Consider the following 7,786-nt stretch of genomic DNA (forward strand, 5'->3'; position numbering starts at 1 on the left):
TCGATTGAAGTTGTTTGAAACATTAAAATAAATTTGTTTTAATTAAAATCACAAGCTTGAAAATAAATTACGAAAATCACAGTCACCTTTCTTTTGATTTATGGCTAACCCTAATAAAATCAAATCCCGAATTTAAAAGCAAAAGAAATTTATTATTCAAAGATTTTTTCGATGTAGATGCTACAATCGAAAAGGTTAATGATGTTGTGCGCTATTATGATGTTTTATGCAATAATATAAACGAAAGAACTGGGTTAAATATTGACACTTACGAAATATATTACCTAATTCTTAGTGCACTAAATGTCAATATAAATGATATCGACACCACTAAATTAAAATCATTTTATAACGAGACAGAGTTATTATTTTTAAAATACAAACCTGAACTTCTTTATGCTAATATCCCGCAACTTTTTAAAGAGATTACCCAACAAGATAAAACCATTAACTTATTAAGTAATACAGCATTCATTAAAGGAAACACATTAAGAAAGATACTTTCTCATTATGAATTAGAATCTTACTTTCAATTTCAGATTTACTCAGATGAAGTGGGACTTTCAAAACCTAATAACGAAATATTTCAATTGGTATTTAACCAAGCAAATGAAATTAAACCGATAACCAAAAAAGAAATACTGCATATAGGAGACAATATTATCGCCGATTACAACGGAGCTATTAATTTTGGATTTGATGCACATCTATTAAAATTATAAAAGTGAATAGAAACTATAGTTTACATAAAATTCTTGAGAAAGATAATTGTCCGTTTCAGGAAAAAGAATACAGCCGATTTAAGTTTGGGGATAAATTTTATGCAGAGAAATTTGCAAAAGAATTGTTTGATGGCTTTGTAGATCAATATCATGATTTAATTTTATCAAATCAGGAAATTGTCATTCTGCCAAGTCCATTTTTATCGATTCCTACTGCTTCAAACTTTTTATGTTATTATTTTAAGAAACAACTGAACAGTTTCCTATTTAAAAACAACAAAAAAGCATCTATTGAATCTAAAATATTCAGAAATCAAACCTATGTTACCGATTATGGAAATTTAGATTTTGAAGAAAGAGTAAAATTAATATCGAATGATACTTATTATATCGACAGAAACTTTATTGATGGAAAACTTTGTATTTTCGTAGATGACATTAAGATAACTGGAAGTCATGAACATACGGTAAATAAAATACTAAATCAATATAATGTAAATGGAGATTTTATATTTGTGTATTTTGCTGAATTAATAAACAAAGAGATACATCCGAACATAGAGAACCATTATAATTATTATTCGGTTAAGAATGTCGAGGATATCGCGAATATTATAAACAGCGATCATTTTCAGTACAACACTCGTATAGTGAAGTTTATATTAAGTCTCAGCGAAGATGAGTTTGCCTATTTAGTAAATAATATATCTACAGAAAAAAGCAACGATTTATTTCATCTTGCGATAAGTAATAATTATCATCAGATTATAGAATACAAGAACAATATTAACGTAATAAAAATAGATTAAACTATGGCTATCAATTTACAAAAAGGGCAAAGAGAAAACATAAATGCCCCAAAATTCACAATTGGTTTAGGATGGGATACAAACAACAGTTCAACTGGATCTGGATTTGATCTTGATGCTTCTGTGTTTATATTGGGTGAGAACAAAAAAATAATTTCTGACTCACATTTTATCTTTTATAACAATTTAAAATCACCAGACGAGGCTGTAATACATACAGGAGATAACTTAACTGGAGATGGAGATGGAGATGATGAGCAAATAAAAATAGACTTAACTAAAATTGATGCTTCGGTAAAAGAAGTTTGCATTGTAGTTACGATTCACGATGCTATAACAAGAAAACAAAATTTTGGACAAGTTCGTAATTCTTTCATCCGAATTGTAGATGATAGCAATAATACCGAAATGCTGAAATACGAATTAGAAGAAGATTTCTCTATAGAAACAGCTGTTGAATTTGGAAGAATATACAATAAAGACGGACAATGGAAATTTGAAGCTATTGGCGCAGGAATGAAAGGCGGATTAGAAGATTACTTAAATAAATATAACTAAGATTATGGCAATTAATTTAGAAAAAGGACAACGTATCAATCTTGAAAAAAGTAACGGTACAAAATTACAAAACATTTGTGTAGGAGTAAATTGGGGTGCAATCGAAAAAAAGGGACTTTTCGGAACAAAGAAAGAACCTGTTGATCTAGATGCAAGTTGCGCAGTTTACGATGACAAAAAAAATCATATTGACTCTGTTAATTTCAGAAAATTACAATCAAACGACCAAGCTATCAAACATAGTGGTGATGATTTAACTGGAGATATTAATGGTGATGACGGATTAGATAATGAAGTTATTACTCTGGATTTTTCTAGATTATCTCCTTCTGCAAATCACGTTGCTTTTTTTATCAATAGTTTTAGAGGTCAGGATTTTAAAGACATTCCTTTTGCATCTATTCGTATCTACGAAGGCACACCAACAAAAGTTAGTCAGGAATTTGCTCGTTACGACGTTGCAAACGATTCTTCTTTCGCTGGTAATGTATCGATGGTACTTGGTGTTTTTTACAAAAGAAACGATGAGTGGAAATTTAGTGCGATTGGAGCTCCAACAAAAGACAAAAAACTAGAAGAAACAATTCTTACTATTCAACAAAATCATTTATAAAATAAGATGATAGATAATCAATTAGTTACACAGGAAAATCTTGCGTTAATTGACAAAGATGGAAATGTAAACTTGGCTACAATTACCGAAGCTGAAGTAAATAGTTACAAATCGATTTCAAATCAGTTAAATGAAAACGACGCCAATTCTATCTTGAATTATGGTGCCGAAATTCAAAACTCTATCGCCAAACAAAGTGATACTTTCTTAACCAACGTTAGAACATATAACTCTGGTGAAGTAGGAACTTTGATAAACGATTTATTGACAGAATTAAATTATGTAGATATTGATCAATTAGATCAAGGTCCGTTTAAAAGATTTCTTTCAAAAATTCCAGTTCTTAATAAATTAGTTACTGATGTAAAAAAGTTATTTCAGCAATACGATAAAATTACTGTAAACATTGACAAAATCAGTAATAAAGTAAAAGCTGGAATGATCAATTCGGTAAAAGACAATAGTGCACTTCAAACTATGTTTGATGGTAATGTTGGACTTATCAAAGAAATGGAAAAACACGTTATTGCAGGACAAATTCGTTTTAAAGAACTAAACGAAGAACTTGCAGTAATGGAAGCTAATACAGCACAATATCAAGACTATCAGATTTCTGACAAAAGAAATTTCATCAATCGTCTGGATAAGCGTTTAGCCGACATGAAAATTGTTCGTTTTATTATGTTGCAATCTCTAGCGCAAATACGTGTGGTTCAAAACAACAACACCTCTATTGCCGAAAAAGCGCAATCTATCTTAACGACAACAATGCCAGTCTGGAAAAACCAGCTTACATTAGCCGTTGCTTTACAAAGACAAAAACAGAATATCGAGATTCAGCGTAAAGTATCTGAGACAACAAATACCATTTTACAAAAGAATGCCGAAATGCTAAAACAAAACAGCATAGAAGTTGCCAGAGAAAATGAAAATACAATTGTTTCTTTAGAGACATTGAAAATGACAACAAAATCTTTAATAGACACGTTGACAGAAGTAAAACAAATTCACGACCAAGGTACAGAAACCAGAAGACAACTTGACGCTGGTTTACAAAGTCTTGAAACTGAATTAAAAAAAGGTGTTATAAGCTAATTGAAAATAAGAAATCAATTAAATGCAAGAGGAAGAGGAACGGTTCGTTCAAATAATAAAAGATAGTAACAGAAGACTTGTGATTTTAGAATTGTTAGCCAATTTCTTTAATCACAAGGACCTTGTTAATACCTTGATCAAAACAAAAATAATCCACTCTCTTTTTCAAAACAACCGAACATTAGACATTAATAAATTAGAATTATTTCACATTCAGTTTACAAATAGTCTTATTGATTTGTTTCAAAAAATCAAGAAATCAAAAGAGCAACAGTATCTTTTAATTACTGATGAAATATATATTAATGATGACATTGTTTCTAAATTAAAAGTCGAAATCGGAGAAGCCAAATTTGCTAAGCAAACACAAGTGCATGCTCTAAATATGTCTAAAAAAATTGAACAGCTCTATCAATTATTTGCAACAGAAAAAGAAGATTTTTTTAACTGGAATGAGATTACGATTTTTTCAGATAGTGCTCAATCCGAATATTATCGAGAAATAAATACCGAACAATACGAGCAACTCACACAAGCCAGCAATAGTTTGTACGAAAACTCGTTTGTTAAGTTCGAAAGAAAACTTTTAGGAAGATTAAACATTCTTAAATTTAAAATTAAATTCATGTGCGGTCTGGTTTACAATAATGAAGTTGTCGAAGCTTATGAATTTAGAGATTCTAACGACAAATTTATTTTTATTGCAAAAGACAAATCGTTCTATTTTCTAGACCACGAAAGAGCAAAAGGAATTGATTTCTCAAAAAACAGCTCATCAAAAGAGCAAATCGTAATGGAGTTAACAGCTAAAAATGCTGATTTAAAATTAGAGCTTAGTACAATAAAAACAATACTACCAGATACAGTTCAAGAAGTATTAAAAGAGTATCTGGACAAAATTTCATCTGTAGATTTTCTTGATGAGTTACAAAATGTAGATGAACAGACCAATATTTTAAAAACAATGTTAAATATTAATATTAATTAAGAACATAGAATGGCAATTAATTTAGAAAAAGGACAAAGACAAAGCATCGACGCTCCAAAGTTTACAGTAGGATTAGGATGGGATAGTAATTCTAGCAGCACTGGAGAAAGTTTTGACTTAGATGCATCAATATTTTTAATTGGAGCAAATGGAAAAATTCCAAGCGACAATCATTTTGTTTATTACAATAACCTTAAATCACCAGATCAGGCAGTAATTCATACTGGAGACAATTTAACTGGTGCTGGCGACGGAGACGATGAAAAAATACAAGTAGATTTATCTAAAATAGCTCCTGAGGTTAACGAAATCTCATTTGTAGTTACAATACATCACGCAGATACAAGAAGACAAAATTTTGGACAAATACGTAATTCGTTTATCAGAATTTTAGATCAATCGAATGTAGAATTGGTTAAATACGAATTAGACGAAGATTTCTCTATAGAAACTGCCGTAGAATTTGGAAGAATTTACAAAAGAAACGAAGAGTGGAAATTTGAAGCCGTAGGAATCGGGATGAAAGGTGGTCTTCAGGATTATATAAACAAATACAATTAAAAGCACATGGCAATTAATTTAACCAAAGGACAAAAAATTGATTTAAGAAAATCAAGCGGAGAATCATTAACCAGCTTTTGTGTTGGTGTAAACTGGGGAGCAATAGAAACCAAAGGATTCTTAGGTTTATCAAAAAACGTAACAGATGTTGACCTTGATTTAAGCTGCATATTAATAGATGATCAAAATAAACTTTATGATCATTTATATTCTCCATTATACCGTCTTGAGGCTTTACAGCAATTTGGTTTATCCAAAGGTAAATTATTAAGCAACGATGGAGCATTAAAACATACTGGCGATGATCTTGCGGGTGATAAAGGTGGCGATGATGGTTTGGATAATGAAATCATAACCGTAGATTTGTCGAAAATTGACGCAAAAGTTACTCAGATATTTTTCTTTTTGAATAATGCCGGAAAAGAAGACTTTTCGCAAATACCGTATGCCAAAATAAGAATGTATGAGGGAACACCAACAAAAGTAATTTCGGAATTTGCGTCCTATAACGTTTCTGCAGATAGACAATACATAAACAAACGTTCTATCATCATGGGGAAATTATACAAACGCGATAACGAATGGAGATTTAGTGCCATTGGTGACCCAACCGAAGATAGTTTCTTAGGACAAACAGCCCAAAGAATACTTCAATCATATTTATAAATAAAGAAACAAATAAATCTAAATAAATAATAAATTTCAACTTAATAAACAATAATGAACGAACATCCCATTTTCTCAGAACATCCTGGATTAATAGCAATATTTGCAATCGCAGTAGTTATAATGCTATTACTAGATTTAGGTATTTTCAACAAAAAAAGTCATGTCGTAACCAATAAAGAAGCTATTTCATGGTCATTAGTATGGATCAGTTTAGCAATGGGTTTTAGTGGTTTAGTATACTATTATGCAGGTTCAGCTAAATTTTACGAGTTTCAATCGGCGTATTGGATCGAGAAAGCACTTTCTGTAGATAACCTATTTGTGTTTATCCTGGTATTCAAGTTTTTTGATGTACCAAATACCAACAAACACAAAGTCTTATTTTGGGGTATTATAGGAGCATTAGTCCTTAGAGCTATATTTATATTCTCTGGAGCTTTTTTAATCGAATTAACCTATTTAAACAAGCTTTTAAGCCTAGTTGGTGTCGAAGGATTTAAATACGATATTAACCTTATCATGACAGCCTTTGGATTATTCTTAGTTTATGCAGGAATAAAATCATGGTCATCAGGAAATGAGGACGAAGACGAAGATTACAACAATACAAGAGGAGCAAGATTAATTAGAAAATTCTTTAGCGTAAGCGATAAGTATGATGGAGATAAATTCTTTACATACGAAAACGGAAAAAAACTAGCAACACCACTTTTAGTAGTTGTAGCTGTAATAGAATTTACCGATTTACTTTTTGCAGTAGATTCAATTCCTGCGATTTTTGCAATCTCTAATGATCCGTTTATTCTTTATACATCAAACATTTTTGCAATATTAGGTTTAAGAGCATTATTCTTCTTACTTGATAATTTCATTCATTTGTTTAGCAAATTACAGTATGGTTTAGCGATAATCCTTGCTTTTATTGGAGTAAAAATGATTATTTCGCCATTCTACCACATCGAATCAATGTATTCGTTAATTGTTATTGCAGGTGTTTTAGTAATATCTGTAGTACTTTCGGTTATGTTTCCAGAACCAAAAGAAGCATAAAACCAATATATTTAAACAAAAAAAAAGACCTCAATTGAGGTCTTTTTTTATGCGTTATAGTTTCTCGATTAAACATTTATCCTTTATCAATCTTTTGCATAGAGAAATATAAAATAGAGTTGACCCCATATATGCGTTCAATTACAGAATAAATCTTATCACTTTTGCTGTTATGATATTTTCATACTCCTTACTAAATTTTAAAATCATGAGCGAAAATAGACTTTCAAAAGAAACAGAAATCAGACTAAGGGATTTTTTCAATGAAGTTATGGAACCCGAAGACATGGCAAAAACAATACGCCAAGTAAATCATCTGCTTGCTTTATGCTTAATGAGAGGATGCGAAACCGCAGCATCAGAAATAAAAAACATTGAAGATAATTTTTATTGGCTCAACAAATTAGCCGAAGCCTTAGATCCTTATTTAGATGTGGAGTGAAGAAAGGGTTGTTTTTTCGTCCAGTTTGTCATTTCGAAGAATGAGAAATCCTCGCTAGTAGCTCGATAATCTTAAATAATTTGTGTTAGCTTCTCATAAAACTCCCAGCTTACACATAAAATAACCGCAAACTTGTCTTTCTGAGGAACGAAGACACAAGCGATAGCGAACTGGCGAAGCAATCTCCGCCAGTAACTCGACAATCAAGAAAAGCTTTGTGTTAGTTTCTTACGGAGACCCTTCCTTCGTCAGGGTGACAAGATTGGGTAGAAACAAAAA

General features: G+C 31.0%; 10 protein-coding genes. All 10 read left to right on the top strand.

Annotation, left to right across the window (positions count from 1 at the left end):
* Positions 1-56: 56 nt before the first annotated feature.
* A complete protein-coding gene (locus OA93_RS07655; protein WP_039112547.1) occupies positions 57-722 on the top strand; it encodes an HAD family hydrolase in 666 nt (221 codons plus the stop codon).
* Between the two features lie 2 nt (positions 723-724).
* The gene (locus OA93_RS07660; RefSeq protein ID WP_039112548.1) at positions 725-1,531 is read left to right on the top strand and encodes a phosphoribosyltransferase family protein; all 807 of its coding nucleotides are present in this window, start codon (positions 725-727) and stop codon (positions 1,529-1,531) included.
* A 3-nt stretch (positions 1,532-1,534) separates the two neighbouring features.
* A complete protein-coding gene (locus tag OA93_RS07665; RefSeq protein ID WP_039112549.1) occupies positions 1,535-2,089 on the top strand; it encodes a TerD family protein in 555 nt (184 codons plus the stop codon).
* A gap of 4 nt (positions 2,090-2,093) precedes the next feature.
* Entirely contained in the window at positions 2,094-2,702 is a 609-nt protein-coding gene (locus tag OA93_RS07670; protein ID WP_039112550.1) for a TerD family protein, read from the top strand.
* 6 nt (positions 2,703-2,708) lie between these two features.
* On the top strand, positions 2,709-3,797 hold the full coding sequence (locus OA93_RS07675; RefSeq protein ID WP_039112551.1) for a toxic anion resistance protein: 1,089 nt from the start codon (positions 2,709-2,711) through the stop codon (positions 3,795-3,797).
* A 22-nt stretch (positions 3,798-3,819) separates the two neighbouring features.
* Positions 3,820-4,785, top strand: coding sequence for a hypothetical protein (locus OA93_RS07680; protein WP_039112552.1), 966 nt, complete (start codon positions 3,820-3,822; stop codon positions 4,783-4,785).
* 9 nt (positions 4,786-4,794) lie between these two features.
* Complete coding sequence (locus tag OA93_RS07685) at positions 4,795-5,346, top strand: TerD family protein (protein WP_039112553.1); 552 nt, start codon at positions 4,795-4,797, stop codon at positions 5,344-5,346.
* A 6-nt stretch (positions 5,347-5,352) separates the two neighbouring features.
* Entirely contained in the window at positions 5,353-6,012 is a 660-nt protein-coding gene (locus OA93_RS07690; protein ID WP_039112554.1) for a TerD family protein, read from the top strand.
* 54 nt (positions 6,013-6,066) lie between these two features.
* Complete coding sequence (locus tag OA93_RS07695) at positions 6,067-7,065, top strand: TerC/Alx family metal homeostasis membrane protein (protein WP_039112555.1); 999 nt, start codon at positions 6,067-6,069, stop codon at positions 7,063-7,065.
* Positions 7,066-7,273: 208 nt separating this feature from the next.
* Positions 7,274-7,507, top strand: a complete 234-nt coding sequence (locus OA93_RS07700) for a hypothetical protein (protein ID WP_039112556.1) — start codon at positions 7,274-7,276, stop codon at positions 7,505-7,507.
* Positions 7,508-7,786 lie beyond the last annotated feature (279 nt).

The sequence above is a fragment of the Flavobacterium sp. KMS genome (genome assembly GCF_000813005.1).
Taxonomy (GTDB): Bacteria; Bacteroidota; Bacteroidia; order Flavobacteriales; family Flavobacteriaceae; genus Flavobacterium.

What these genes read in the sequence shown, in the direction of transcription:
- OA93_RS07680 (WP_039112552.1), top strand. Translation starts at nt 3,820, where the DNA reads ATGCAAGAGGAAGAGGAACGGTTCGTTCAAATAATAAAAGATAGTAAC.
- OA93_RS07695 (WP_039112555.1), top strand. Translation starts at nt 6,067, where the DNA reads ATGAACGAACATCCCATTTTCTCAGAACATCCTGGATTAATAGCAATA.
- OA93_RS07690 (WP_039112554.1), top strand. Translation starts at nt 5,353, where the DNA reads ATGGCAATTAATTTAACCAAAGGACAAAAAATTGATTTAAGAAAATCA.
- OA93_RS07665 (WP_039112549.1), top strand. Translation starts at nt 1,535, where the DNA reads ATGGCTATCAATTTACAAAAAGGGCAAAGAGAAAACATAAATGCCCCA.
- OA93_RS07675 (WP_039112551.1), top strand. Translation starts at nt 2,709, where the DNA reads ATGATAGATAATCAATTAGTTACACAGGAAAATCTTGCGTTAATTGAC.
- OA93_RS07700 (WP_039112556.1), top strand. Translation starts at nt 7,274, where the DNA reads ATGAGCGAAAATAGACTTTCAAAAGAAACAGAAATCAGACTAAGGGAT.
- OA93_RS07685 (WP_039112553.1), top strand. Translation starts at nt 4,795, where the DNA reads ATGGCAATTAATTTAGAAAAAGGACAAAGACAAAGCATCGACGCTCCA.
- OA93_RS07670 (WP_039112550.1), top strand. Translation starts at nt 2,094, where the DNA reads ATGGCAATTAATTTAGAAAAAGGACAACGTATCAATCTTGAAAAAAGT.